The organism is Pantoea sp. M_9 (assembly GCF_008631385.1).
GTDB classification, from domain to species: domain Bacteria; phylum Pseudomonadota; class Gammaproteobacteria; order Enterobacterales; family Enterobacteriaceae; genus Pantoea; species Pantoea eucrina.
In genome coordinates this window covers 89593-113620 of the sequence record NZ_VWUF01000008.1, presented here as the reverse complement: position 1 = coordinate 113620, position 24028 = coordinate 89593, and the positions used below count along the sequence as shown (strand labels likewise).

Sequence of the window (24028 nt, the reverse complement as noted above, 5' to 3'; positions counted from 1 at the left end):
ATGCCAATTACTCCGAAGAGTACGCCGAAGCCGCAGGAATTTGCGGCCATCGATCTCGGCTCAAACAGTTTTCATATGGTGATCGCCCGCGTGGTGGATGGCGCCATGCAGGTTCTGGGACGCCTCAAGCAGCGGGTGCACCTGGCTGACGGGCTGGACGCGCAGAACCGGCTGAGCGAAGAGGCGATAGTGCGCGGCCTGAGCTGCCTGGCCCTGTTCGCTGAGCGACTGCAGGGCTTTAGCGCCGCCAACGTGACCATTGTCGGCACGCACACGCTGCGCATCGCGACCAATGCCGAAGAGTTTTTGCAGCGCGCCGCAGAGGTGATCCCCTATCCGATTGAGGTGATCTCCGGTAACGAAGAGGCGCGCCTGATCTTTATGGGCGTTGAGCACACTCAGCCAGAAAAAGGGCGCAAGCTGGTTATCGATATCGGCGGCGGGTCAACCGAGCTGGTGATCGGCGAGGATTTTGAGCCGCAGCTGGTTGAGAGCCGCCGCATGGGCTGCGTCAGCTTCGCTAACCTCTATTTTCCGAAAGGCGAAATCAGCCAGGATAATTTCCGCCGCGCCCGCCTCGCCGCTACGCACAAGCTGGAGACGCTGGCGTGGCAGTATCGCCTGCACGGCTGGCAATATGCGCTGGGCGCCTCCGGCAGCATCAAAGCCGCCTGTGAAGTGCTGCTGGCAATGGGCGAGAAAGAGAAGCGCGTGACGCCTGACAATCTCGATATGCTGGTCGGTGAAGTGCTGAAGCATAAATCCTTTGACGCGCTGAGCCTGCCGGGCTTATCTGAAGAGCGCAAAGCGGTGTTTGTGCCTGGCCTTGCGATTCTGTGCGGCGTCTTTGATGCTCTGGCAATCCGCGAACTGCGCCTCTCTGACGGCGCGCTGCGCGAAGGCGTACTCTATGAGATGGAGGGCCGTTTCCGCCATCAGGATATCCGCAGCCGCACCGCACAGAGTCTGGCGAACCACTATGCGATCGACAGCGATCAGGCGCGCCGCGTGCTGGAGACGACAGAGCAGCTCTATCTGCAGTGGCAGGAGCAGAATCCGAAACAGGCGAACCCGCAGCTGACCGCTCTGCTGAAATGGGCGGCGCTGCTGCATGAGGTCGGGCTGACCATTAATCACAGCGGTATGCAGCGGCACTCCGCCTATATCCTGCAGCACTCCAATATGCCTGGCTTTAATCAGGATCAACAGATGCTGATCGCCACGCTGGTACGCTTCCATCGTAAAGCGGTGAAGCAGGATGAGATCCCGCGCTTTACCCTGTTTAAGAAAAAGCAGGTGCTGCCGATGATTTTTCTGCTGCGCCTCGGCACGCTGCTGAATAACCAGCGTCAGGCGACCACGCGCCCCGATGCACTGAAGCTCTCAACGGACGATGGTCACTGGACGCTCACCTTCCCGGCCGGTTTTCTCAGCCAGAATACGCTGGTGCAGCTCGATCTGGAGCGCGAGCAGGCGTACTGGAGCGATGTAACCGGCTGGAAACTGCTGCTGGAAGAGGAGTAACGCGGGCCGTCCGCCCGCTGTCTGACAATGACAATACGCCCTGATAACTGGTTTACAGAAAAATATGATTTATCGCCGGTGCACTCTGAAGTGCGCGCGGCGCTGCCGAAGCTGACGCCGGGCAACGCGCTGGATCTCGGCTGCGGTAAAGGCCGCAACAGCCTTTATCTCAGCCAGCACGGCTTTAACGTCACCGCCTGGGACGCTAATCCGGCAAGCCTTGACTACCTGAATACGATTATTGCTGCCGAACAGCTGCCGAATATTCAGACGGCGCTGTGCGATCTCAACCAGCTGCGCTTCAACGGCAGCTATCAGTTTGTGCTCTCGACGGTGGTGATGATGTTTCTGCAGCCGGAGACGATCCCGCAGCTGATTGCCGATATGCAGGCCAGTACGCAGAAGTATGGCTACAACCTGATTGTGGCGGCGATGAGCACCGCTGACTACCCCAATACGCAGGCGTTTCCGTTTACCTTTAAATCGGGCGAGCTGAGCCACTACTACCGCAACTGGCACATCGTAAAATATAACGAGGATGTCGGCGAACTGCACCGTCGTGACGCTGACGGCAACCGTATCAAATGTCAGTTTGCTACTTTGCTGGCGCAAAAGGCGAGCTACTGAAGCAGAGCACGGTTCGCGGCGCCTGATGCATCGCTTCCGTGCTTATTTTTCATACAGCGATTGACCCCGCCCGGCAACTGTGACTAAATATTGCTATCGCCCTGAAGGGTATCAACAGGAACACCCGCGTGAACAGCGCCCTATCACCACGAAGACGTCCCAAAACCGGCACCATGACCCGCATCGTTTTGCTGATCAGCTTTTTTATTCTGGCTGGTCGCCTGATCTTTATCATTCCCGGTGCCATTGAGCATCATCAGCAGAAAAAGACCCTGCCGGAACCGGCAACGCTGAGCAGCAGCGAGACACGCTAACGCTGCAACTGGCGCCTTTGTTCTGCCCGTTCTGGCGGTAACACGCTACACTTTGTGCTGACTTTACAGACACAAAGGACGCGTTATGTCTGCCTCGCACGCACAACAACTAACCGAATCCCGCCAGCGCATTCTTTCACTGCTGCTGAGCAAACAGGACTTAGTGGATGTCCTGCTGGATAAATCCGTCGATCTCAACGCGGCAGAACTGCGCGAAGTAGCCGCCTGGCGCCAGCAGCTGGAGCAGGAGCTGGCCCCGCTGCACGCCGCCGACCTCGCTGATATTCTGGAAGCGCTGCCGGAAGAGGAGCGCCGGGCGCTCTGGCAGCTGGTGCCCTCCGAACAGCGTGGTCGCGTGCTGGTTGAAGCCTCAGAGACCGTCTGGGAGAGCCTCACCGAGGGCATGAGCGACCGCGAGATCCTGCGCGCGATTGAACCGCTGGATATCGACGATCAGGTTTATCTGGCGCGCTATCTGTCGCGCGATCTGACCGGCCGCCTGCTGACCACGCTGGAGCCGCAGCTGCGCGCGCGCCTGCTCGATGTGATTGAGCTCGATCGCGACCGCGTAGGCCGCATTATGGATTTCAATATTCTCACCGTGCGCGCCGACGTCACCCTTGCCACGGTGCTGCGCTTTCTGCGCAAGCGCAGCAGTATGCCCAACGGCACCGATAAAATATTTATCACCAATGCGCAAAACCAGCTGCTCGGCGAGCTGCCGCTGACCGATATTCTGCTCAATAAGCCCAAAACGCTGGTCGCAGATGTGATGAATCCCCGCCCCACTACGTTTCAGCTCAATGACAACGCCGAGGATGCCGCCAGCGCCTTTGAGCGCTATAACCTGATCTCTGCCGCCGTTACCGACGCCAAAGGCAAACTGATTGGCCGTATTACCGTTGAGGATGTGATCGATCTGGTTAACCAGGAGAATGAGAGCAACATCCGTAAAATGGGCGGGATCAGCCAGGAGGAGGATGTCTTTGCGCCGGTGCGTAAAGCGGTGAGCAAGCGCTGGACGTGGCTGGCGATTAACCTCTGCACCGCATTTATCGCCTCGCGCGTCATCGGCCTGTTTGAAGCCACGATTTCACAACTGGTGGCGCTCGCGACTCTGATGCCGATCGTGGCGGGCATTGGCGGCAATACCGGCAACCAGACCATTACCATGATTGTGCGCGCGCTGGCGCTGCATCAGGTGGAGCCTGGCAACTTCTCCTTTCTGATTGGTCGCGAGCTGGGCGTGGCGCTGATCAACGGCCTGTTCTGGGGCGGCATTATGGGCGGCATCACCTGGCTGATGTATGACAATATTCAGCTTGGCGGCGTGATGATGCTGGCGATGGTGCTGAACCTGCTGCTGGCGGCGCTGATGGGCGTGCTTATTCCGCTGATCATGACCAAAATGAAGCGTGATCCGGCGGTGGGGTCCAGCGTGCTGATCACCGCGCTTACCGACACCGGCGGCTTCTTTATCTTTCTCGGTCTGGCCACGCTGTTTTTACTGCCGCACTGAGGCATGACAGCTGCGCCTTTATACTGGCGCAGCTACACTCACTCATACTCTTATCCGATGGAGATACAGCATGTTTAACGCAGGCGATTTTGTGCAGTCGAAAACCGGTGGTCCTAAAATGCAGGTGCTGCGTGCAGAGGGCGATATGCTCTGGTGCGCCCGTATCGACGACCCGCTGAAAAAAGAGATTGAGATTAGAGCAGACAGCGTCAATCTCTATCATGAAGAGGGCGACTTCGGCGTCTGCTGAGTGCCCGGCGCGCCGCAATTCGCGGCGCCCCGTCAGGGATTATCCTTCTGCACGTTATCCCGGCCGATACCGCCAATAAACGGCAGCCGCAGCCGTAGCGGCGTGAAATCCACGCCCAGATTAAGCCCCAGCAGGTTCATCTCAACCCCCTCTTCCGCACCGACCGTCACGCCCAGTACGCCCAGCAGCGACAACTGCAGACCGCGCCCCGATGGCGGCAGCCCTATCGGGTGCAGCAGCGAGCGGTAATCCTTACCAACCGCATTTGCCGGCAGGTCGAGCTTCAGCGCCGGCACTTCGCGACCAATATGCGCCAGAAAGGTATTGCTGTTTGGTCCCGGCCAGGCGCGATAGGTGGCGGGCCACGGGTAAGAGCGGATTGCCGCCTCAATCTGCGGGATCATCGCCTGCGCTGCCGCCCCGCGGTGATCCACCAGCAGACGCGGACGGGCGCCATACCAGTAGCCATCCGGCAGGTTGCGGTTACGCCGCACCTTGTCACCGCTGCCCCAGCTGATCACCTCATAGCGGTTATATTGCGTCTCGCCGGCGCGCTTAAAGATGATCCACGGATGCACCGCCACCGCGCCTTTCCAGCCGTAAGTAGGTGCCGCATAGACCTGCACCACCGCCTCGCTGGCGTAGCGCTGCGGATCGGGTGCGAGTCCGGCGGAGTCGCGCCGCGCGGTGGCCCAGCCGCCCTGCCCGGTCTGCAGGTCGCCGCTGCGCGTCGCCTGCGCCAGGCTCGCCGCCAGCGACAGGATCACGGCGCAAAGAAAAGTCAGCAGGATAAGTTTCACAGGCAGCATTCAGGGTGTCCGGGCAGAGAAAAAGTGCGCCATTATGCAGCAAAACGGCGTCTGTTTATTCACCAACTATGCGCTGGCAGGCAATACGAAGGCAAACACATCATCGTGTGCTGCCGCTGCGCTTCAGCCATAAAAAAGCCCGCACGCGGCGGGCTTTATGTCAGGAGGGGGTTATTCCCACTCAATCGTCGCCGGTGGCTTACCGGAGATGTCATACACCACGCGGGAGATGCCGTTGACTTCATTGATGATGCGGTTGGAGACGCGGCCAAGGAAATCGTATGGCAGATGCGCCCAGTGTGCGGTCATAAAGTCGATGGTTTCCACCGCGCGCAGTGAGACGACCCAGTCATACTTACGGCCGTCGCCCATTACGCCAACGGAACGCACCGGCAGGAACACGGTAAACGCCTGGCTCACTTTATTGTAGAGATCCGCTTTGCGCAGCTCCTCAATAAAGATGGCGTCGGCGCGGCGCAGCAGATCGCAATACTCTTTCTTCACTTCGCCCAGCACGCGCACGCCGAGACCGGGTCCCGGGAACGGGTGACGATAGAGCATGTCATATGGCAGGCCCAGCTCAAGACCGATCTTGCGCACTTCATCTTTGAACAGCTCTTTCAGCGGCTCAACCAGGCCCATCTTCATCTCTTTCGGCAGGCCACCCACGTTATGGTGCGATTTGATGACGTGCGCTTTACCGGTGGCAGAAGCGGCGGACTCAATTACGTCCGGATAGATGGTGCCCTGCGCCAGCCACTTCACTTCGGTCAGCTTCAGCGCTTCTTCATCGAACACCTCAACAAACACGCGGCCGATGATTTTACGCTTGGCTTCCGGATCGTTTTCACCCGCCAGCGCATCGAGGAAGCGCGCTTCCGCCGGTACGTGGACAATGTTCAGACCGAAATGGTCGCCAAACATATCCATCACCTGCTCCGCTTCATTCAGGCGCAGCAGACCGTTATCAACAAATACGCAGGTCAGGCGATCGCCAATGGCGCGGTGCAGCAGCATCGCGGTCACCGAGGAGTCAACGCCGCCGGAGAGGCCGAGGATCACGCGGTCGCTGCCTACCTGCTGGCGGATACGCTCAACGGCGTCTTCAATGATTTTCGCCGGCGTCCAGAGCGCTTCACAGCCGCAGATATCGCGGATAAAGCGCTCCAGCATGCGCAGTCCCTGACGGGTGTGCGTCACTTCCGGATGGAACTGCACGCCGTAAAATTTCTTCTCTTCATTCGCCATGATTGCAAACGGACAGGTTTCAGTGCTGGCGACGGTGACGAAGTCAGCCGGAATTGCGGTGACTTTATCGCCGTGGCTCATCCAGACATCCAGGAGCGGCTTGCCGGCGGCGCTGATCGCATCTTCGATATCACGCACCAGCGCGCTCTGCGTGGTGACTTCCACCTGCGCATAGCCAAACTCGCGCTCATTTGAGCCTTCAACCTTGCCGCCCAGCTGCATCGCCATGGTCTGCATGCCGTAGCAGACGCCCAGTACCGGCACACCAGCGTTAAAGACGTACTCAGGCGCACGCGGGCTGTCCAGCTCGGTGGTGCTCTCAGGGCCACCTGACAGGATAATTCCGTTCGGATTAAACGCACGGATTTGCTCTTCGGTGACATCCCACGCCCAGAGTTCGCAGTAGACGCCCAGCTCACGCACGCGGCGCGCAACCAGCTGCGTATACTGCGAACCAAAATCGAGGATCAGGATACGATGTTTATGAATATTTTCAGTCGTCATTGAGGCATTTCCAGTGGGATGGACTTAACAATAAAAGCGCCCGGCCAGAGCCGGGCGGGAAATCTTCAGGGATCAGGAACCCATGCGGTAGTTCGGTGACTCTTTGGTGATGGTCACATCGTGCACGTGACTCTCATTGATGCCGGCGCCGCTGATGCGGACAAACTCCGCTTTGGTGCGCAGGTCATCAATGGTCGGGCAGCCGGTCAGACCCATGCAGGAGCGCAGGCCACCCATCTGCTGATGGACGATCTCTTTCAGGCGGCCTTTATAGGCAACGCGGCCTTCGATGCCTTCCGGCACCAGCTTATCTGCGGCGTTGTCGGTCTGGAAGTAACGGTCAGAAGAGCCTTTGGACATTGCGCCGAGCGAGCCCATGCCGCGGTACGATTTGAATGCGCGCCCCTGATAGAGTTCGATCTCGCCCGGAGACTCTTCGGTGCCGGCCAGCATAGAGCCAACCATCACTGCGGCTGCGCCTGCAGCGATCGCTTTAGCGATATCGCCGGAGAAGCGGATACCGCCATCTGCCACGACCGGAATACCGGTGCCTTCCAGCGCCGCAACGGCGTCAGAAACAGCGGTGATCTGCGGAACGCCCACGCCGGTGACGATACGGGTGGTGCAGATAGAGCCGGGACCGATACCTACTTTCACCGCGCTAACGCCCGCTTCAGCCAGCGCCAGGGCACCGGCGCCGGTGGCAACGTTGCCGCCAATGATTTCAAGGTCAGGATATTTGGCGCGGGTTTCACGAATGCGCTGCAGTACGCCTTCAGAGTGGCCGTGCGAAGAGTCAATCAGCAGCACATCAACGCCCGCGGCAACCAGCGCATCCACGCGCTCTTCGTTACCGGCGCCGGCACCCACCGCCGCACCTACACGCAGACGGCCCTGCGCATCTTTACAGGCGTTAGGTTTACGTTCAGCTTTCTGGAAATCTTTTACGGTAATCATGCCCAGCAGGTGGAAGCTCTCATCTACCACCAGCGCTTTTTCAACGCGCTTTTCATGCATCCTCTGCAGCACCACTTCGCGCGCCTCCCCCTCTTTTACCGTAACCAGACGCTCTTTCGGCGTCATGACCGCGGTAACCGGCAGCGACAGATCGGTTACAAAGCGCACATCGCGACCGGTGATGATCCCCACCAGCTCGTTACCGGCGTTGACGACCGGATAGCCGGCGAAGCCGTTGCGATCGGTAAGCTCTTTCACTTCCGCCAGCGTCGTGGTTGGCAGCACGGTCTGCGGCTCTGTTACCACGCCACTCTCATGCTTTTTCACCTTACGCACTTCATCAGCCTGACGCTCAATCGACATATTTTTATGAATAAAGCCGAGGCCGCCTTCCTGTGCCAGCGCGATCGCCAGACCCGCTTCGGTCACGGTATCCATCGCCGCAGAGAGCATAGGAATGTTCAGACGGATGTTTTTAGTCAGTTGGGTGCTGAGGTCAGCGGTGTTGGGCAATACAGTGGAGTGAGCGGGAACGAGCAGGACGTCGTCAAATGTGAGGGCTTCTTTCGCGATTCTTAGCATTGCAATATCTCCACCTGGGGGCGTTGAAAACAGATAAAATATTGCCGCGGCATTATACAGGACGAAACCGATTGCCTCTACTGCTTTTTCTGAAAAAGTCTTGATCCTGCGCAGCAGCCCTGTAGTATCGATGAATTAACCCTCTGATTTAAAATTTGATCTTCATCACATGTCGCTACCTGCAACCGCCAATATTTTTACCGTCAGCCGCCTCAACACCACGGTGCGCACGCTGCTGGAAAATGAGATGGGCCTGGTGTGGCTCAGCGCTGAGATCTCCAATTTCACGCAGCCCGCGTCCGGCCACTGGTACTTCACGCTGAAAGATGATGGCGCCCAGGTGCGCTGCGCGATGTTCCGCAACAGCAACCGGCGCGTGACGTTCCGGCCGCAGCACGGGCAGCAGGTGCTGGTGCGGGCCAGCGTCACGCTGTATGAGCCGCGCGGCGACTATCAGTTAATCGTTGAAAGCATGCATCCGGCGGGTGAAGGCCTGCTGCAGCAGCAGTTTGAGCAGCTGAAAGCGCAGCTCAGCGCAGAAGGGTTGTTCGATCAGCAGTTCAAACAGCCGCTGCCCGATCCGGCCCGCCAGGTCGGGGTGATCACCTCCGCAACCGGCGCCGCGCTGCATGATGTGCTGCGCGTGCTGCACCGCCGCGATCCCTCACTCCCGGTGGTTATCTACCCCACCGTGGTGCAGGGTGCCGATGCGCCCGCTGCCGTTGTGCGTGCCATCGAACTGGCCAACCAGCGCAACGAATGTGACGTGCTGATTGTCGGGCGCGGCGGCGGCTCGCTGGAGGATCTCTGGTGCTTCAACGATGAGCGCGTGGCGCGTGCGATTTTTGCCAGCCGCCTGCCGGTGGTCAGCGCCGTGGGGCATGAAACGGATGTCACCATCGCCGATTTTGTCGCCGATCTGCGCGCGCCCACGCCCTCTGCCGCCGCTGAGATTGTCAGCCGCAATCAGGTTGAGCTGCTGCGGCAGCTGCAGTCACAGCAGCAGCGCATGGAGATGGCGATGGACTACTATCTCGCCGGGAAGCTGCGTTACCTCACGCAGCTTCAGCATCGCCTGCAGCAGCAGCATCCGCAGCTGCGCCTGGCGCGGCAGCAGACCGCCCTGTTTCAGCTGCAGCGTCGCTTAGGCGCAGCCGCCGATCGGCAGCTGCGCAGCGCGCAGCGCCAGCAGGATCGGCTGCTGCAGCGGCTCAGTGCGCAGCAGCCACAGGGGCGCATCCTGCGCGCGCAGCAGCAGCTTGCGCACTGGCACTACCGGCTGCAGCAGAGCATGCAGCAGCAGCTGGGGCAGGATCGCCAGCGCTTTGGCACGCTGATGGCGCAGCTCGAAGGGGTCAGTCCGCTGGCGACGCTGGCGCGCGGCTTCAGCGTTACCACCGATGCGCAGGGCGAGGTTGTAAAACAGATCGCGCCGCTGCAGCCGGGCGACAGGCTGCGCACCCGGCTGGAAGATGGCTGGGTGGAGAGCGAAGTCACCGCCCTCACGCCGCTGAAACGCCGCCGTAAACCCCGCCAGTCCTGACCAGTCCGGCAGGGAGATCCCCTCCCTGCCTGCACGTTCCCTGCTCTGCCTGCCCCCGGTCTATACTCTTTGCATACCCATCACCCAGGGAGTCCGGCATGTCATACAGCGTAATTCCCCCCTATATCCTGCGTAACATCATCAACAACTGTGCAGGGCCGCAACAGGAGTCGGCGCGCCGCACGCTTACCCACGTTCAGCAGCTAATGGCGGAGCCGCACCGCGTCATCGCACCGGCGGATATCGCCCGGCCAGGCCAGGTGCTGCGCGCCATTTTTGATGCCGGAGAGAGTCAGACGCTGCCCGGCACGCTGATACGTCAGGAAGGCGAGCCTGGCAACGGCGACGTGGCCGCAGATGAAGCCTGGGACTATCTGGGCGTCACTTATGATTTTTTCTGGAACGTTTATCAGCGCAACTCGCTCGACAACAAAGGGCTGAAGCTGGACGGCACCGTGCACTACGGCCAGAATTATCAGAACGCTTTCTGGAACGGCCAGCAGATGGTCTTTGGCGACGGTGACGGCGAGATTTTTAATCGCTTCACCATCGCGATTGACGTGGTCGCCCATGAACTGACGCACGGCGTCACGGAAAGCGAAGCGGGACTGATCTACTTTCAGCAGGCGGGCGCGCTGAATGAGTCGATGTCTGATGTTTTTGGCTCGCTGGTAAAACAGTATCAGCGGCAGCAGCGCGCGGAGGAAGCGGACTGGATCATCGGCGAAGGGTTACTGGCTAAAGGCATTAACGGCAGCGGTCTGCGCTCAATGTCAGCACCCGGCACCGCCTATGATGACCCGCTGCTGGGTAAAGATCCGCAGCCGGCGGATATGGCGCACTATATCGAAACGCGTGATGACAACGGCGGCGTGCATCTCAACTCCGGTATTCCTAACCGCGCGTTTTATCTTGCGGCCACCGCGCTGGGCGGCTTTGCGTGGGAACGCGCCGGTCAGGCGTGGTATGACACGCTGTGCGACAAAACCCTGCCGCAGGACGCTGATTTCAGCACCTTTGCCCGCTTTACCGTTGAACATGCGGCAAAACGCTTTGATCGGCAGGTCGCGGAGCAGATCCAGGCCGCCTGGCAAGAGGTGGGTGTGAAGTGAACATAGAACTGACGGATGACGCCATCGTAGAGCTGGCGCGGGAGGGCGGCTTCGCCTTTATTCCCAAACTGCGTAAAGAGCGGCGTTTTGCGCTGGCTCAGCTGCCGGAGCCGCAGAAACAGCGGGTCTGCCAGGTGCTGGAGCAGGCGCTGCCGCTCGGCGAGCAGGCGGAACAGGCTGCCTCCGCAGGCAGTGGCGATCAGCACTATTTCCGTATCCAGATCACCTACGCCACCCACCATGAGGCGGGTGCTATCGTGATTTACGTAGCGGAAAAAGATGCGCCGCCAGCGCTGCAGGCGCTGTGGCAGAACGGAGAGTAGGCAAAAAAAAGGCCGGCATCCTCTGCCGGCCCTGCTGCTCTTACTTGCTGTCTGGCAGCGCGTAAGCAATCACATAATCCCCGCGATCCGGCGACTGGCGTGCGCCACCGGCAGAGATCAGGATGTACTGCTTGCCATTTTTGGGCGAGACATAGCTGATTGGGCCACCCTGGCTGCCGACCGGCAGGCGCGCTTTCCACACCTCTTTACCGGTTGAGCTGTCAAAGGCGCGCAGGTAGTAGTCCTGCGTACCGGCAATAAACACCAGTCCGCCCTGCGTTGCCAGCGTACCGCCCAGCGTTGGCATACCTACCGGCATCTGCGCGTGCATTTTGATACCAAACGGGCCGGTATCCTGCACGGTACCTACCGGCACCTGCCAGACGATCTGACGCGTTTTCATGTCGATGGCTGAAAGCGTACCAAACGGCGGGGCCTGACACGGAATGCCGAGCGGCGACATAAAGCGGTTTTTATTCACCGCATACGGCGTGCCCTTAAGTGGTACGGCGCCCATGCCGGTGTTAACCGATTCACCGCCGTTGCTGCCGCGGGCCACTTTGCTGGTGTCCTGCGGGATCATCTGTACCCACAGGCCGAGGCGCATATCATTGACGAACATATACTGGTTGTTGGGATCAAACGAAATGCTGCCCCAGTTTAGACCACCCAGCGACCCTGGGAAGCTGAGCGATTTGTCCGTGTCCGGTACGGTGAACAGACCGTCATAGCGCATGCCTTTAAACGCGATACGGCACGCCAGCTGGTCAAACGGCGTCGCGCCCCACATATCGGATTCCGTCAGCGTCTGGTTGCCGATATTGGGCATCTCAACCGAGTGCGGCTGGGTTTTGGTGTACTGCTCGTTCGGGATGTGCCCCTGCGGCATCGGCCGCTCTTCCACTTTGGTCAGCGGCTTGCCGGTCAGGCGATCCAGCACCCAGATCATGCCGGTTTTTGCCCCGATGACCACCGCCGGTTTGGTGGTGCCATCCTTCATCGGGAAGTCGACCAGACTTGGCTGCATCGGCAGGTCGAAATCCCACAGGTCGTTATGGACTGTCTGATAGACCCACTTCTGTTTGCCGGTAGTGGCATCCAGCGCGAGGATAGATGCACCGTAGGTGTGATCGAGCTTTGTGCGATTCGCGCCCCACAGATCCACTGACGAGCTGCCCATCGGCAGGAACACGGTGTTCATCGCCGGATCGTAGGAGAGCGGCGCCCAGGAGTTTGGCGTGCTGCGGGTATAATCCTGGCCCGGCATCAATACCGCATTCGGATCGTCATTGCCCGGATCGAACGCCCAGCGCATTTTACCGCTGATCACATCAAAGCCGCGCAGTACGCCACCTGGCATATCGGTCTGCACGTTGTCCGCCACGCGACCGCCGACTACCACGGTGGTACCGGCAACCTGCGGTGCAGAGGTCAGCTGATAGAGCGGATCGGGCGCCTTGCCCAGCCCCTGCTTCAGGTCAACCACGCCGTTGTTGCCAAAGCTGGCGCAGAACTCGCCGTTGTCGGCGTTAATCGCGATAAGACGCGCATCGATCGTGTTCATCAGGATACGGCGCTGGCAGCTGTCGCCTGCGGCCAGAACCGGTGCCGGCACCGGCGTGGAGCCTGGCTGCGTGGGCTGCGTTACCGGTTTAGTGGCGTCAAAATAGGCCAGACCGCGGCAGCGGTTCCACACTTCCGCCTGCGCGTTGATTTCACGCTTCCAGATCTGCTTACCGCTGTCTGCTTCTACCGCAATCACATTGTTGTGCGGCGTACAGAGATAGAGCGTGTTGCCGACCTGCAGCGGCGTCTGCTGATCTTCAGCGCCATTGCCGGTCGGGCTGAGCGGCGTGTCGCCGGTACGGAAGGTCCAGGCAACCTGCAGTTCGTTAACGTTGTCACGCGTGATCTGATCAATCGCCGCAAAACGATCCCCTTCCGGGGTGCGGCCGTAGCTGCTCCAGTCCTGCTGCGGTTTGCTTTTATCTGTTGGGATCAGCGGCAGCTGCGACCCGGTAAAAGCCACGGTCGGATGCGGCTGAAACATCTGCACCACGGTGACGATCATGCCAGCTGCAATCAGCGCTGACAGCGCGTAAGAGAGCGTTGCCAGCGGCGCTTTGCCTTCGCTTTTGCGCAGCGCAGGCCACGTCAGGAATGCGAACAGCATCAGGCCCGCCGGCACCATCAGCCGGGAAACCAGCGGCCAGAAGTGCCAGCCGGCATCCATTACCGCCCAGATCAGGGTTCCGATAAACGCCAGGGCCAGCAGCGTCACCGCTGACGCTTTGCGCCGCACAAACTGGATCGCCGACGCTGTCATAACGATACCGGCAATCAGAAAGTATTTACTGCCACCCAGCACCACCAGTTTACCGCCGCCAATAGCGAAAAACAGGCCGATCGCCAGCAGCACCAGCCCGAACAGCACGGACCAGATGCTGAGTCCCCTGCCGGGGCGAGTGGAATGTTCTGCCTTCACACAAACTCTCCTGAAAAATAGTGCATGCCGCCTGTCCGGCTTCGTCGCGGGACACAGCAGCACCCTGTTTAATGACGAACCGCAAAGCAGTCCGCAACCGCGCACTCATGCATGAGAACGCGACATATCAGGGCGAGCTCACCATAAGGCGGCAGGATTGTACCAGATGGTACAATTGAAAGTGAACGATCATAACGCAGGGTTTACCGGCCAATAGCATTTTTGCTACATCTGCCGCGCTAAGCCACTGTTAAATCACAGGCAAAAAAAAGAGCCCGGCGGGCTCTTTTTGACTTAACGCTTATTCTTTTTCAGGTGCGCCAGCAGGCGCTTGCGCTTGCGCTGCTGCGTCGGCGTCAGCAGATTGCGTTTGCCGGCATACGGGTTATCCCCCTCTTTGAACTGAATACGGATTGGCGTACCCATGACGTTCAGCGAGCGACGGAAGTAGTTCATCAGATAACGCTTGTAGGAATCAGGCAGATCTTTTACCTGATTACCGTGAATAACCACGATAGGCGGGTTGTAACCACCGGCGTGCGCATATTTCAGCTTAACGCGACGACCCCGCACCAGCGGCGGCTGATGATCTTCTGCTGCCATATTCATAATCCGCGTCAGCATAGAGGTGTTTACGCGTTTGGTTGAGCAGTCGTACGCTTCCGTTACGGATTCAAAAAGGTTACCTACGCCGCTGCCGTGCAGCGCCGAAATAAAGTGTACGCGGGCAAAATCGATAAAGCCGAGACGATAATCCAGCGTCTCTTTCACTTCATCTTTCACTTCCTGCGACAGGCCATCCCATTTGTTGACCACAATCACCAGCGAACGTCCGCTGTTGAGGATAAAGCCCAGCAGGGAGAGATCCTGGTCGGAGATACCGGCACGCGCGTCAATCACCAGCATCACGACGTTAGCATCTTCGATCGCCTGCAGGGTTTTGATCACCGAAAACTTCTCAACGGTATCGGTGATCTTGCCACGCTTGCGCACCCCGGCGGTGTCGATCAGGATATATTCGCGCTCGTCGCGCTCCATCGGTATATAGATGCTGTCACGCGTCGTGCCTGGCATGTCATAAACCACCACGCGATCTTCACCAAGAATACGGTTAGTGAGCGTTGACTTACCTACGTTAGGACGACCCACGATAGCCAGCTTAATCGGCAGGCCGGTCGGATCAAACTCCTCTTCCTCTTCGGCCTCTTCGCCACTCTCTTCTGCGGCTAACGCGGCCCAGTAGGCTTCGTTTTCATCCTCTTCGCTCACTTCCTGCGGGTCTGCCACATCCATCCACGGCAGCAGCGCGGTTTCCAGCAGCGAGGTAACGCCGCGACCGTGCGACGCGGCAATCGGATGAATATCACCCAGACCGAGCGCGTAAAAGTCCAGCACGGCGGCATCGGCGTCCAGGCCATCCGTTTTGTTCGCTACGAGGAACGTCGCTTTTTCACGGGAGCGCAGATGATTAGCGATCTGCTGATCCGCCGGCATAACGCCTGCGCGGGCATCAACCATGAACAGCACCACATCCGCTTCTTCAATCGCCAGCAGCGACTGCTCCGCCATGCGGTTCTCTACGCCCTCTTCGGTGCCATCAATACCGCCGGTATCGATAACAATAAATTCGCGCCCTTCCACTTCGGCGCGACCATATTTGCGATCGCGAGTCAGTCCAGGGAAATCGGCCACCAACGCATCACGGGTGCGCGTTAAGCGGTTAAACAGCGTGGATTTCCCCACATTGGGACGCCCAACCAGCGCGACCACAGGTACCATAACACTTGCCTCAGTTTAAAAATGAATCGCCCGAATGGCGTGAGTATAACGACATTTGCCGCCCGCTTCAGGCTTAAGGCGCCTAGAATATCACGCCTGACAAAAAACAGAACGGCTCCTGACGAATCAGGAGCCGTAATTACTGACGGAAATCCGTTCCCGCGCGCTCAGAACTTAACGGCTGATGGCGTAAACCTCGCCGCCTTTCGCCTGAATCAGCAGTCTGTCACCGGCCACAACCGGCTCGGTCTGGAAGCCGTCGCTGTCCAGTTTCTGCTGTGCCACAAAGCGACCATCCAGGGTATTGATCCAGTGCACGTAACCTTCGCTGTCTGCCACAACCAGATAACCGTTAAACAGCACCGGTGCCGTCAGATTACGGTGCAGCAGATCGCTCTGACGCCACAGCGCTACGCCGCCATCGGCGTTAAGCGCAATCACGCGATCGTCCTGATCCACCAGATAGATGCGTCCGGCGTCGACAATCAAATCCTTAACGCCGCCGATTTCACGCTTCCACATAATCTGACCGGAACGCAGGTCGAGTGCGGTCAGGTTACCGTTGTACGCCAGCGCATAGACCACGCCATTAACGATAACCGGCGTGGTATCGACGTCACTCAGACGATCAATCTCCGTCGCGCCGCTCGGCTGTGAAATGCGCTGCTGCCAGATCAGCTGCCCCTGGTTCAGGATCACCGCGCTGACGCGACCGTTATCACCGCCAACGATAGCGCCGCCAAAGGCGACCGCAGGCGCAGACTCACCGCGCAGCGAAAGCGCCGGCATATCGAGGTTTACGGTCCATTTTACCGCACCGCTGCTCTGATCCAGTCCCTGCAGCATACCGTTACTGGTGTGGACCAGTACCAGGCCATCGCTGACCACCGGACGGGAGAGCGCTTCACCGGCGACTTTGGTCTGCCACGCCAGCGAGCCGTCGCTGCTGTTGAGTGCAAATACCTGCCCGCGCTCGCTGCCGATATAGATCCGATCGCCGCTGGCGGTAACGCCGCCGGAGAGCAGCGCAGAGATGTTTTTCGAGAAGAAACCGGTCTTCTCAGAGAGATCGACTTTCCACTTCTCTTTACCGTTGCTGGCGTCCAGCGCCTTTACCACGCCAAAACGGTCGGCAGCGTAAACGGTGCCGTCCAGCCATGCCGGATGCAGGTTGGAGTAGAAATCGCCAATGCCGTCGCCTACTGACGTGCTCCAGACAGTTTCCGGCGTGAACTGATTTTCCACTTTCGGCAGCGGAGCCATCTTCACTACATCTTCTTCGCCGCTGAATAGCGAGCAACCGCTGAGCAGAGTGACGGAAATCAGCCCTGGCAGCAGGTATTTACGTAATTCCATGTGCGCTCTCTTGTCTGGCTTAACTTAAGTTATCTATTTTCATCTGCAGCATCTGCTTCAGTGCCGGAGAAGCCTGCGAACCCACGCCTTTACTCCAGGCATCGCGCGCGCCCTGCTTGTCACCTTTGCTCAGCAGTGCTTCACCGCGAATATCTGCCACAATCGCGCTCCAGCCGTCACCCTTGACGTTATCCAGGGTAGCCAGCGCGGCATCAGCCTGCTTCTGCTGCAGCTGAATACGTGCCAGACGCAGGTTGATGACCGCCTGCAGGTTGGCATCTTTGGTGTCGTTTAGTCCTTTCTGCAGCAGCGCAATGGCTTTATCAAGCTGGCTGGTCTCAACGTACTGCTTCGCGAGGTCCAGCGCGGCCAGCGCACCGTAGGTATTGCTGTTTTCGCTGGCGAAGCTGGCAACGGCCTCCAGGCTTTCCGGTTTATCCGCCTGCATCGCGCTGGTGAGCTGCTGATACTGTGCGGAGGCCGCTTTACCTGAATTTTCCTGATGCGAACTCCAGTAGCGCCAGCCGCCCAGCGCCGCGATCCCCACTACCACGCCAATCGCCAGCGCTTTGCCGTTATCGGCGAAAAAGCGGCGCAGCGCATCAACCTGTTCATTCTCGTTGCTGTAAACTTCCACGCAATCCCTCTCCTTAAAATGGCTGTTGCCGCGTGCTGCTTACTGCAGCAGCGTCTGCAACGTCGCAGCGGCGTCCTGCTGAGCCAGCGTCTGCTGGTCGCCGGTGCGCAGATCTTTAATTACCACCTGGCCCGCTTTCACTTCATCTTCGCCGAGCACCAGCGCAATGCGTGCGCCCCATTTATCTGCACGGGCGAACTGCTTCTTAAAGTTGCCGCCGCCGAAGTTGGTCATCAGCTTCAGCGCCGGGTTGGCATCACGCAGCGTTTCCGCCAGCTGCATAGCCGCAGACTGAACGCCCTGCCCTGAAGCGATAACATAGACATCGACAACCCGCGTCGGTTCAAATTCAGGATTCACCGCCTGCACCAGCAGCACCAGCCGTTCCAGACCCATAGCAAATCCTACCGCTGGCGTGGCACGTCCGCCCAGCTGCTCAACCAGGCCATCGTAACGCCCGCCGCCGCATACGGTGCCCTGCGAGCCGAGGCTGCTGGTGACCCACTCAAAGACGGTGCGATTGTAGTAGTCGAGGCCGCGCACCAGACGCTGGTTGACGCGATAGCGAATACCGGCATCATCCAGCAGCGCGCAGAGTCCGGTGAAGTGGGCGCGCGACTCTTCATCCAGGAATTCGCCCAGCGTTGGCGCATCATTCAGCAGCGCCTGGATCTCCGGATTTTTGCTGTCCAGCACGCGCAGCGGATTGGTGTACATGCGGCGTTTGCAATCTTCATCCAGCACATCCTGATGCTGCTCCAGAAACGCCACCAGCGCACTGCGGTAGTCCGCGCGCGCCGCCAGAGAGCCGATAGAGTTCAGCTCCAGTTCAACGTGGTCAGCGATGCCCAACGCTTTCCACCAGCGTGCGGTCATCATGATCAGCTCAGCATCAACATCCGGCCCCTGCAGGCCAAACACTTCAACGCCCATCTGATGAAACTGACGATAGCGTCCTTTCTGCGGACGCTCGTAGCGAAACATCGGACCGACATACCAGAGGCGCTGCTCCTGGTTATAGAGCAGGCCATGTTCAATACCGGCACGTACGCAGCCCGCTGTGCCTTCCGGACGCAGCGTCAGGCTCTCGCCGTTACGATCTTCAAAGGTGTACATCTCTTTTTCAACCACATCGGTCACTTCACCAATGGCACGGCTGAACAGCGGGGTATGCTCGACGATTGGCAGACGGATTTCACTGTAGCCATAGCTGGCCAGCACCTGCTTCAGGGTGCCCTCAATACGCTGCCAGATTGCGGTATCAGCTGGCAGGAAGTCGTTCATCCCGCGAATCGCTTGAATATTCTTCGCCACGTTAAAATCTCTTAATACAAAAAAACCTGTCCGGCATCATACCTTATGAGGATGAAACCGCACAGGTTCATTCATAAACTGGTGCGCGCCGGGCGCGCACCGCCTGGTTATTTTTCCAGCTGCTGCACGCTGATTCGACGACTCTCATCCAGCATGGATGCTTTGGCACGAATGCGCGCTTCCAGCTGATCGATCATGTCATCGTTGTCGAGACGATCGCGCTGACGAACGCCATCCTCGTAGAAACCGCTTTTCTTGCTGCCGCCGGTGACGCCGAGCGTCGAAACGGTAGCCTCGCCCGGACCGTTGACTACGCAGCCGATAATGGAGACATCCATTGGCGTAATGATGTCTTCCAGCCGTTCTTCCAGCGCATTCACGGTACCGATCACATCAAACTCCTGACGTGAGCAGGTCGGACAGGCGATAAAGTTAATCCCGCGTGAACGGATGCGCAGCGATTTCAGGATGTCATAGCCAACCTTTACCTCTTCTACCGGATCGGCCGCAAGCGAAATACGCAGCGTATCGCCGATGCCCTCTGCCAGCAGCAGACCAAGGCCGATTGCCGACTTCACCGCGCCCGCACGCGCGCCGCCTGCTTCGGTGATCCCGAGATGCAGCGGCTGATCGATCGCTTTTGCCAGCAGGCGGTAAGACTCTACGGCCAGGAACACATCAGAAGCTTTAACGCTGACTTTGAACTGATCGAAGTTCAGACGATCGAGATGATCGACATGGCGCATAGCGGATTCCAGCAGCGCCTGCGGCGTGGGTTCGCCATACTTCTCCTGCAGATCCTTCTCCAGCGAACCGGCGTTCACCCCGATACGAATCGGAATATTGTAGTGGCGGGCGCAGTCCACAACCTGACGAATACGTTCGTTGTTGCCGATGTTGCCCGGATTGATACGCAGGCAGTCGACGCCATACTCCGCCACTTTAAGAGCGATACGGTAGTCAAAGTGAATATCCGCTACCAGCGGCACGTTGACCTGTTGCTTAATCAGTTTAAAGGCTTCCGCCGCGTCCATGGTCGGCACCGAGACGCGCACGATATCCACGCCCACGCGCTCCAGCGCGCGGATCTGGTTGACCGTAGCCTCCACGTCGGTGGTGCGGGTATTGGTCATGGACTGAACGGCGATGGGAGCACCATCGCCGACTGGCACCTTGCCGACGTAAATACGCGTTGATTTGCGACGGATAATGGGTGCTTCGTTATGCATATTTTCTCTCCACAATTCCCCGGAAAGCGCGCTGCGCGTTATTGCGCACCCAGCGTCAGACGGGCAACCTGGTTATTACGGATAAAACGACTTAAATCAACGGGCTGATTCTGATATTGCACGTCAACCGCACGCGGTGCGCCAATTTTCAGACGATACGGAGGCGTGCCCGAGAGGCTGAGCTTGCCACCGCTGCGCTGTATCCCGCTGAACAGTTTTTTGCCGGTTGCATCGCTGACTTCCAGCCAGCAGTCGGCCTTGAAATTCATGACAACAGCGTTGGGGTCGCCTGCAGGCTGGCTGACAGCCGCGTTCGCGGTTGGCATGCTGCCGGCCGCGACGCTGTTGGCCGGTGCCGGTGAAGTGGCCGCTGGCGGCGCATTATCAACCGGCGCCTGGGAAGGAGAAACGACCGCGTTATCACCAGAGGGGGCAGAAGAGGCTACCGGCGCGCGGATGCTGTTATCCGCGCTGCCTGCGGTGCTGCTCTGTGAGGTCACCGCGCCGGCACCGTTATCCACCGGCGTGCCGGCGGCATTGGTGTCGCTGTCACTGGTGCTGTCGGTGCTGGTATCGCCCAGCGGAATCGACTGGCCGCTGTCACTGCTGCCGTTCTGATCGGCCATCGAGACCAGATCGTCCTGCGAGGCTTTGTGATTCTGCCACCACCAGGCGCCGGTCAGGCCGATAACAACAAACGCCACCAGCCAGGTGAAGATCATTAGCCAGCCATCGCGCTTTTTACGGCGCTTGCCCAGCGAGAAGCTCTGCATCGGCGCAATTTTAGCCGCGCGCACCGGCGCCTGCTTTGCCATCATCGGCAGCAGATCGTCTTCCGGTACATGTACCAGGCGGGCGTAGGAGCGAATATAACCGCGCAGAAAGGTCGAGGCGAGATCGGCCGGCGACTTATCCTCTTCAATGTCACGCACGGTGGAAAGTTTCAGGCACAGGCGCTCAGCGACGTTTTGCTGCGTCAGCCCCATCTGCTCACGGGCCAGACGCAGGCGTTCACCTGTGGAATGTACTGCAGATTTTTCTTGAGTGGCTTCAGTATTCATTAGCTAAATAACGCTGGTACTGTATCGATTGTGGAAAACTTCGCGCCAACCGGTCGCCATAACGTGTAACGTCAGCAGCGTTTCCCTGTTGCGCGGCGAAACGTATCTGTAACCACAGACTCTCTGCCGTTGCGGGCAGACGCTGATGGTAGAGTTCTAAAAGCACGGGAAGCATTTTTCCTGCCGGCTGCATCAGCTGCCGTTCACCCTCCTCCAGCAGCCAGTTTCCCTGCTCAGGTGCGGCTTCCAGCGCCTGCAGCAGCCGTTTGCGCCCGGCGGCCTCGTCGCCCGCCTGCAGATAACAATAGCCTGAAATCAGAAGGAGATCCTGACGGGCATCGCTCTCCGGCGCCGCGCTTGCCAGCTTAAACTGTTGATGCGCTTCGCCATACTGCCCTAATCTGCAGAGAAACGCACCGTAATTGTTAGCGACATAACCATTAGCGGGCGCTAACTGTTGTGCCCGCTGGTAGTACCGGCGCGTCTGTATACTATTCTGCTGCGCCTGAGCAACCCGCGCCAGCGCCAGGGGCACGCGGTAATCTGCAGGAGCCACACGCTGCGCCTGCAGCAGATTGCGTTCAGCAGCCGCTAAATTGTTTGCGGCTAAATAGTGCAGTCCCAGCTGCAGACGAATATCCGCCGCACGATGTGATGATGAGCCGGTGACACACCCGGTTACAACAAAGCCGGCCGCAACGGCAATACCTAATCCTTTTAACATAGCGCTCTCCCTGCGAATAAACCGGGAGAGTGCCACGCTTTACGCCCGCAGCGAATCGGCGGGCGTGCGGTTTCAGATCGCCTTCACAGAGATAGCGTCACCCGCCATCTTTTTACGCAGCGTACGCTTGGTACGGTCGATCACATCGCCCGCCAGCTGACCGCAGGCCGCATCGATATCATCGCCGCGGGTTTTACGCACGATAGTGGTAAAGCCATAGTCCATCAGCACTTTAGAGAAGCGATCGATACGGCTGTTGGAGCTGCGGCCATAAGGTGCCCCCGGGAAGGGGTTCCATGGGATCAGGTTGATCTTGCAGGGCGTATCCTTCAGCAGCGCCGCCAGCTCATGCGCATTGTCAGTGCTGTCGTTGATATGATCCAGCATCACATACTCAATGGTCACGCGGCCCTGATTGGCATTGGATTTGCCGATATAACGCTTCACCGCTGCCAGGAAGGTTTCGATATTATATTTTTTGTTGATCGGGACAATTTCATCGCGAATGGTATCGTTCGGCGCGTGCAGCGAGATCGCCAGCGCTACGTCAATCATATCGCCAAGCTTATCCAGCGCCGGCACAACGCCTGAGGTAGAGAGCGTGACGCGGCGCTTGGAGAGGCCAAAGCCAAAATCATCCAGCATAATATCCATTGCCGGCACGACGTTGTTCAGATTGAGCAGCGGCTCGCCCATGCCCATCATCACCACGTTGGTGATAGGACGCTGGCCGGTGACTTTCGCAGCACCAATAATTTTGGCCGCGCGCCATACCTGACCAATAATTTCGGAAACGCGCAGGTTGCGGTTAAAACCCTGCTGCGCCGTGGAGCAGAATTTGCACTCCAGCGCACAGCCTACCTGAGAAGAGACGCACAGCGTGGCGCGCTCCGCCTCCGGAATATAGACCGTCTCCACCAGCTGATCGCCTACGCGAATCGCCCATTTGATGGTGCCGTCGCTGGAGCGCATCTCCTCCGCTACTTCCGGCGCGCGGATCTCTGCGCGCTGCATCAGCTTGCCGCGCAGCACTTTGTTGATATCCGTCATCTGCTCGAAATCGTCGCAGCAGTAGTGGTAAATCCACTTCATGACCTGATCGGCACGGAACGGCTTCTCGCCCATTTCGATAAAAAATTCACGCATCTGCTGACGATTGAGATCGAGCAGGTTAATTTTTTCGTTTTTAGGAGAAACCACGGCGGGGGACGCGTCAGCTGGCGTCACAATCTGTTCGGACATAATAATCTCTGGCCTCGTTGTTACACGTTACGGCTCTGGTTAGGAAGAAGAAAAAACAGCGCCCCGGCTGAGCCAGGCTCAACAGGGGCGCATTATTGTACTATAACTGCGGCACGATGCCAGGGTAACCGTTTTACGCCAGCGTAAAAGGTGTAAACTCCCCTGTCCGCTTCAGCCGCAATGCACTTAGCGGGTGCGCGCGCAGACTTCGTTTTCAGCGAAGAAGTAAGCGATTTCACGGGCAGCAGACTCTGCAGAGTCAGAACCGTGGGTCGCGTTTTCGGTGAAGCTGTCTGCGTAATCTGCACGCAGGGTGCCTGCCAGTGCGTTGTCCGGGTTAGTCGCACCCATCAGGTCACGGTGACGCTGAACGGCATTTTCGCCTTCCAGAACAGAAACCACTACCGGGCCAGAGGTCATGAACTCAACCAGACCATCAAAGAATGGACGGCCTTTGTGCTCAGCGTAGAAGCCTTCAGCCTGCTCTTTGGTCAGGTGCAGCATTTTTGCGCCAACGATTTTGAAGCCCGCGCTCTCAAAACGGTTGTAGATAGCACCGATAACGTTCTTAGCAACGGCGTTTGGTTTAATGATGGAGAAAGTACGTTCGATTGCCATGATTACCTCTGAATTAGCATCCTGAATAAACCGGGAACCCTCTCCCGGTAAGAAAAACGCGCCGATTATAGGGAGATCGACGCGTGTTGCCTATGAGTGATTGGTGGAATTATTGAAAATAATTGCTTTTTGCGGTGCAGGCTGCACCGTGACGCACCTGCCGCGGGTTTACTCCCGGTGCCACAGGCCGGATATCTTCAGCAGAACAGATGCTGCATTTTCATCCCGTGGCGCTCACTTTAGCCATTGCGGGCTTGAGATAGCCTGCACA

The 24028-nt window shown here is 58.5% G+C and carries 21 protein-coding genes; 8 read left to right on the top strand and 13 right to left on the bottom strand.

The window, feature by feature from the left end; translation table 11 throughout:
- From ppx to F3I15_RS12805, 5 genes are all read left to right on the top strand, one after another.
- Entirely contained in the window at positions 1–1524 is a 1524-nt protein-coding gene (gene ppx / locus F3I15_RS12825) for an exopolyphosphatase (RefSeq protein ID WP_150018167.1), read from the top strand.
- A 27-nt stretch (positions 1525–1551) separates the two neighbouring features.
- The gene (gene tehB / locus F3I15_RS12820) at positions 1552–2151 is read left to right on the top strand and encodes a tellurite resistance methyltransferase TehB (RefSeq protein ID WP_150018166.1); all 600 of its coding nucleotides are present in this window, start codon (positions 1552–1554) and stop codon (positions 2149–2151) included.
- Between the two features lie 128 nt (positions 2152–2279).
- Positions 2280–2465 carry a YfgG family protein gene (locus F3I15_RS12815; protein WP_039379573.1) on the top strand — a complete coding sequence of 62 codons (186 nt, stop codon included), beginning with the start codon at positions 2280–2282 and terminating at the stop codon, positions 2463–2465.
- An 85-nt stretch (positions 2466–2550) separates the two neighbouring features.
- Positions 2551–3984 (top strand): magnesium transporter, encoded by a 1434-nt coding sequence (gene mgtE, locus F3I15_RS12810; RefSeq protein ID WP_150018165.1) that lies wholly within the window; start codon positions 2551–2553, stop codon positions 3982–3984.
- A 70-nt stretch (positions 3985–4054) separates the two neighbouring features.
- Entirely contained in the window at positions 4055–4234 is a 180-nt protein-coding gene (locus tag F3I15_RS12805; RefSeq protein ID WP_104085283.1) for a DUF2158 domain-containing protein, read from the top strand.
- A 32-nt stretch (positions 4235–4266) separates the two neighbouring features.
- On the opposite strand, the gene F3I15_RS12800 is transcribed toward F3I15_RS12805, so the two are convergent.
- The 3 genes from F3I15_RS12800 to guaB form a co-directional block, all read right to left on the bottom strand.
- The gene (locus tag F3I15_RS12800) at positions 4267–5043 is read right to left on the bottom strand and encodes a DUF3750 domain-containing protein (protein WP_039379583.1); all 777 of its coding nucleotides are present in this window, start codon (positions 5041–5043) and stop codon (positions 4267–4269) included.
- A 171-nt stretch (positions 5044–5214) separates the two neighbouring features.
- Entirely contained in the window at positions 5215–6795 is a 1581-nt protein-coding gene (gene guaA / locus F3I15_RS12795) for a glutamine-hydrolyzing GMP synthase (RefSeq protein WP_108569447.1), read from the bottom strand.
- Positions 6796–6867: 72 nt separating this feature from the next.
- Positions 6868–8334: an IMP dehydrogenase gene (gene guaB / locus F3I15_RS12790; RefSeq protein ID WP_150018164.1), complete on the bottom strand. Its 1467-nt coding sequence runs from the start codon at positions 8332–8334 to the stop codon at positions 6868–6870.
- A 169-nt stretch (positions 8335–8503) separates the two neighbouring features.
- On the opposite strand from guaB, the gene xseA reads away from it, so the two are divergent.
- From xseA to F3I15_RS12775, 3 genes are all read left to right on the top strand, one after another.
- Complete coding sequence (gene xseA / locus F3I15_RS12785; RefSeq protein ID WP_150018163.1) at positions 8504–9877, top strand: exodeoxyribonuclease VII large subunit; 1374 nt, start codon at positions 8504–8506, stop codon at positions 9875–9877.
- A 98-nt stretch (positions 9878–9975) separates the two neighbouring features.
- Entirely contained in the window at positions 9976–10989 is a 1014-nt protein-coding gene (locus F3I15_RS12780; protein ID WP_150018162.1) for a M4 family metallopeptidase, read from the top strand.
- Positions 10986–11312: a protealysin inhibitor emfourin gene (locus tag F3I15_RS12775; RefSeq protein ID WP_104085286.1), complete on the top strand. Its 327-nt coding sequence runs from the start codon at positions 10986–10988 to the stop codon at positions 11310–11312. Before F3I15_RS12780 ends, F3I15_RS12775 begins: the two co-directional genes overlap by 4 nt.
- A 40-nt stretch (positions 11313–11352) precedes the next feature.
- Here F3I15_RS12775 and F3I15_RS12770 read toward each other — a convergent pair whose 3' ends face one another.
- The 10 genes from F3I15_RS12770 to ndk form a co-directional block, all read right to left on the bottom strand.
- A complete protein-coding gene (locus F3I15_RS12770) occupies positions 11353–13797 on the bottom strand; it encodes a glucose/quinate/shikimate family membrane-bound PQQ-dependent dehydrogenase (protein ID WP_150018161.1) in 2445 nt (814 codons plus the stop codon).
- A 294-nt stretch (positions 13798–14091) separates the two neighbouring features.
- Positions 14092–15576, bottom strand: coding sequence for a ribosome biogenesis GTPase Der (gene der, locus F3I15_RS12765; RefSeq protein ID WP_150018160.1), 1485 nt, complete (start codon positions 15574–15576; stop codon positions 14092–14094).
- Positions 15577–15750: 174 nt separating this feature from the next.
- A complete protein-coding gene (bamB, locus tag F3I15_RS12760) occupies positions 15751–16932 on the bottom strand; it encodes an outer membrane protein assembly factor BamB (protein ID WP_071667898.1) in 1182 nt (393 codons plus the stop codon).
- Between the two features lie 19 nt (positions 16933–16951).
- Positions 16952–17569 carry a YfgM family protein gene (locus F3I15_RS12755; RefSeq protein WP_150018159.1) on the bottom strand — a complete coding sequence of 206 codons (618 nt, stop codon included), beginning with the start codon at positions 17567–17569 and terminating at the stop codon, positions 16952–16954.
- 39 nt (positions 17570–17608) lie between these two features.
- Positions 17609–18883, bottom strand: coding sequence for a histidine--tRNA ligase (hisS, locus tag F3I15_RS12750; RefSeq protein WP_039379615.1), 1275 nt, complete (start codon positions 18881–18883; stop codon positions 17609–17611).
- 107 nt (positions 18884–18990) lie between these two features.
- Entirely contained in the window at positions 18991–20112 is a 1122-nt protein-coding gene (gene ispG / locus F3I15_RS12745; RefSeq protein WP_039379618.1) for a flavodoxin-dependent (E)-4-hydroxy-3-methylbut-2-enyl-diphosphate synthase, read from the bottom strand.
- Between the two features lie 38 nt (positions 20113–20150).
- Complete coding sequence (gene rodZ / locus F3I15_RS12740) at positions 20151–21173, bottom strand: cytoskeleton protein RodZ (protein ID WP_150018158.1); 1023 nt, start codon at positions 21171–21173, stop codon at positions 20151–20153.
- Positions 21163–21897: a type IV pilus biogenesis/stability protein PilW gene (pilW, locus tag F3I15_RS12735; protein WP_150018157.1), complete on the bottom strand. Its 735-nt coding sequence runs from the start codon at positions 21895–21897 to the stop codon at positions 21163–21165. Before pilW ends, rodZ begins: the two co-directional genes overlap by 11 nt.
- A 72-nt stretch (positions 21898–21969) precedes the next feature.
- A complete protein-coding gene (locus tag F3I15_RS12730) occupies positions 21970–23139 on the bottom strand; it encodes a bifunctional tRNA (adenosine(37)-C2)-methyltransferase TrmG/ribosomal RNA large subunit methyltransferase RlmN (RefSeq protein ID WP_039379627.1) in 1170 nt (389 codons plus the stop codon).
- Positions 23140–23325: 186 nt separating this feature from the next.
- Positions 23326–23757: a nucleoside-diphosphate kinase gene (ndk, locus tag F3I15_RS12725; RefSeq protein WP_039379630.1), complete on the bottom strand. Its 432-nt coding sequence runs from the start codon at positions 23755–23757 to the stop codon at positions 23326–23328.
- Positions 23758–24028: the final 271 nt, after the last annotated feature.

What these genes read in the sequence shown, in the direction of transcription:
- ppx (WP_150018167.1), top strand. Translation starts at nt 1, where the DNA reads ATGCCAATTACTCCGAAGAGTACGCCGAAGCCGCAGGAATTTGCGGCC.
- tehB (WP_150018166.1), top strand. Translation starts at nt 1,552, where the DNA reads ATGACAATACGCCCTGATAACTGGTTTACAGAAAAATATGATTTATCG.
- mgtE (WP_150018165.1), top strand. Translation starts at nt 2,551, where the DNA reads ATGTCTGCCTCGCACGCACAACAACTAACCGAATCCCGCCAGCGCATT.
- F3I15_RS12805 (WP_104085283.1), top strand. Translation starts at nt 4,055, where the DNA reads ATGTTTAACGCAGGCGATTTTGTGCAGTCGAAAACCGGTGGTCCTAAA.
- F3I15_RS12800 (WP_039379583.1), bottom strand. Translation starts at nt 5,043, where the DNA reads ATGCTGCCTGTGAAACTTATCCTGCTGACTTTTCTTTGCGCCGTGATC.
- guaA (WP_108569447.1), bottom strand. Translation starts at nt 6,795, where the DNA reads ATGACGACTGAAAATATTCATAAACATCGTATCCTGATCCTCGATTTT.
- guaB (WP_150018164.1), bottom strand. Translation starts at nt 8,334, where the DNA reads ATGCTAAGAATCGCGAAAGAAGCCCTCACATTTGACGACGTCCTGCTC.
- xseA (WP_150018163.1), top strand. Translation starts at nt 8,504, where the DNA reads ATGTCGCTACCTGCAACCGCCAATATTTTTACCGTCAGCCGCCTCAAC.
- F3I15_RS12780 (WP_150018162.1), top strand. Translation starts at nt 9,976, where the DNA reads ATGTCATACAGCGTAATTCCCCCCTATATCCTGCGTAACATCATCAAC.
- der (WP_150018160.1), bottom strand. Translation starts at nt 15,576, where the DNA reads ATGGTACCTGTGGTCGCGCTGGTTGGGCGTCCCAATGTGGGGAAATCC.
- bamB (WP_071667898.1), bottom strand. Translation starts at nt 16,932, where the DNA reads ATGGAATTACGTAAATACCTGCTGCCAGGGCTGATTTCCGTCACTCTG.
- ispG (WP_039379618.1), bottom strand. Translation starts at nt 20,112, where the DNA reads ATGCATAACGAAGCACCCATTATCCGTCGCAAATCAACGCGTATTTAC.
- rodZ (WP_150018158.1), bottom strand. Translation starts at nt 21,173, where the DNA reads ATGAATACTGAAGCCACTCAAGAAAAATCTGCAGTACATTCCACAGGT.
- pilW (WP_150018157.1), bottom strand. Translation starts at nt 21,897, where the DNA reads ATGTTAAAAGGATTAGGTATTGCCGTTGCGGCCGGCTTTGTTGTAACC.
- F3I15_RS12730 (WP_039379627.1), bottom strand. Translation starts at nt 23,139, where the DNA reads ATGTCCGAACAGATTGTGACGCCAGCTGACGCGTCCCCCGCCGTGGTT.
- ndk (WP_039379630.1), bottom strand. Translation starts at nt 23,757, where the DNA reads ATGGCAATCGAACGTACTTTCTCCATCATTAAACCAAACGCCGTTGCT.